3 protein-coding genes are annotated in these 2,242 nt (G+C 43.8%); all 3 read left to right on the top strand.

What is annotated here, in order from left to right:
• The coding region (locus CA598_RS32545) for a hypothetical protein (RefSeq protein ID WP_179283824.1) at nucleotides 1-1,354 on the top strand (1,354 nt) is incomplete at its 5' end.
• A gap of 36 nt (nucleotides 1,355-1,390) precedes the next feature.
• Nucleotides 1,391-1,666: a hypothetical protein gene (locus CA598_RS31440; protein ID WP_094879038.1), complete on the top strand. Its 276-nt coding sequence runs from the start codon at nucleotides 1,391-1,393 to the stop codon at nucleotides 1,664-1,666.
• 93 nt (nucleotides 1,667-1,759) lie between these two features.
• Nucleotides 1,760-2,242, top strand: a 483-nt coding sequence (locus CA598_RS31435) for a phage distal tail protein (RefSeq protein ID WP_094879037.1), incomplete at its 3' end; no start/stop codon positions are given.

Below are 2,242 nucleotides of genomic sequence, written 5' to 3'. Positions count from 1 at the left end.
GTATTTTACGGCGTACGATGCGGATGCGCTGCGGGAGAATGTGGCGGGGCATAGTGCGCAGTTGGCGGATACTACGGAGGCAATTGCAAGGCATGGCATTGACCCAGAAACTTATCCCGGTTCAGATTTTCAGAAAGTTCAGGCCGCTTTTGATGATGCAATAGGTCAGAACCGTTCGATAGTGCTTACCCGTGTTTTTGACATAACCCCGGATACTATCGTATTGAACAAAGCTAGTGATTTAAGAGAGCCTACTATAGCAGTGGGAGTAAACGGGGGCGGGGTAAAAAAGACGAATAGCGGACTTATGTTCACTTCCCCGACAGCGGATGTATCAGACCTTCAATTTGATAATACCTACTTTGAGGGAAATGAATCTCAAAATGTAAAGGTTTTTGATTGCAGTAAGCTAATTAGGCTAAGCACAAATGGCTGTTATTTTACAGGAATCACTACAATTATGTACACGGACGATACGAGATATCTCCAGTCAATCCGTATGACAAACGATACCATTGTTCATAACGTTGGGGCGGCCCTTGATTTTGCTGGAGCTTATGATACGGTGCTAACGAATGTATTGATGGAGAGAAGCAGCGGTAATTTCATTAACCATAGATTCTTAGGAACAAACGCAAATATCTACGGATTTAGAATAAGGGACTGTATAATTGAGGGTCTTACCGGGTCAGAACCCGCAATAAAATTCAAATCATGCGATAGTTTGCTAATTGACGGTTGTTATTTTGAACACAACCTCGGAGGACATATTGTATTTGACGCTACGACTTCAAACTTGAGACATGTAACAATTTCAAATTGTCGTCACGGAGGATCGGTTGATGCTACTAGCCTGATAAAATGGGGAAGACAATGCCCTGGATGTTTTACGTTTAATAACGTGAGCCAAAATATCGGAATTCACGATACCACCCAAGTAGTTAGCGGTCGAATTTTATCTATATTTGATAAATCTATATTTGGAACAGATACCAATATTGGTAATCATATCGACTATGTAAAGGATTCTAATGACGCATTTACTCCAATAGCAGGTGTAGGGGGATATCGAACAGTATGGGGTTCCATGGTTCGCTTAACAAGTACTCTTACTAACCAAACAATCAATGCCGGGGCGACCATCACATACACATTCGATTTTCTGGAACCACTGTACACAGATGATATGATCTCCATTCAGATATTTTCCGATAACGTTAAAATTACACTTAACAATTACTACCGGATAGGAAATACCGTAAAAGCAATTATTACCAATGACAGTGCATCTGCTAAAACGATTAGTTCCATGAGAGCAACGGTGTTAAAGGCAATGCCGACTGTACAAGGATAGGATTTCATAAAAAGCCAACAGAGGAGTGTTAATTGGATGGCCCTTTTAAAAGAATTAGAAACAGCTAGTGGGATCACGCTACAAGATGCTTATATTAAAATTGAGAATACTAGCGGAAATGCTGAGACACAAAGCATCATTGTCTGCATATACGTAAACGAGGATTCACGCATGAGTGGAAAAAGCGCTGTGGATGAAAAATACTACACGTTCCCGTGCTCTGTGTCTGATGAAGCTCCAAATTTCATTAAACAAGGTTATCAATATTTAAAAACTTTGCCGGAGTATTCAGAGGCTATTGATTCCCTATAGGACCATACTGCGCACTAACGCGCCAGCACTCACGCAAGCCCTCGCCATCACACGTGAGGGTCTTTTTACGTTACAGAAAGGAGACGCACGCCTATGTCGTTTCTCGGCGCATTCAATCGCGCGCCCTTTAATCGCCCTTACGTTATCCAAACGTTCTTCAACGTTACGATCGCATCTGAACCGGACGTGTCTGCACGCCTAAACGCAGACTTTGCGGTCGGCATCGTATTTGACACTGCTACTAAGTTCGACGGAGCCCCTACGCGCGACATCCCGTCCGCGGCAGTATTCGAATCGGCTACGGAGTTACTCACGTCAATGATCCGCGAACGCCTGCACACGGCGGGCATCCGTTCATCTACGCAATTCAACGCAAAAGTCCGTTACATGCACGTTGATAAGCTCACGTTTACCGGCGGTTTTAATCCCGGCGATAAACTCGTCATCGACGTTAAAAAGCAGACGATCACGCTGAACGGAGTTAACGCGATCCATTTACTCGACGGAGATTTCTTCGAACTCGGACTCGGTCTTAACGAAGTCACCTACGCGGATAACGAAGCAGCTCGCGAAATC

Source organism: Paenibacillus sp. VTT E-133291, from assembly GCF_002264395.1.
Lineage (GTDB): Bacteria > Bacillota > Bacilli > Paenibacillales > Paenibacillaceae > Paenibacillus_AQ > Paenibacillus_AQ nitricinens.
The sequence above is the reverse complement of the archived record's forward strand: the minus strand, read 5'-3'. Positions and strand labels throughout refer to the sequence as shown.

Coding starts and splice junctions, on each gene's coding strand:
- CA598_RS31440 (WP_094879038.1), top strand. CDS start 1,391: ATGGCCCTTTTAAAAGAATTAGAAACAGCTAGTGGGATCACGCTACAA.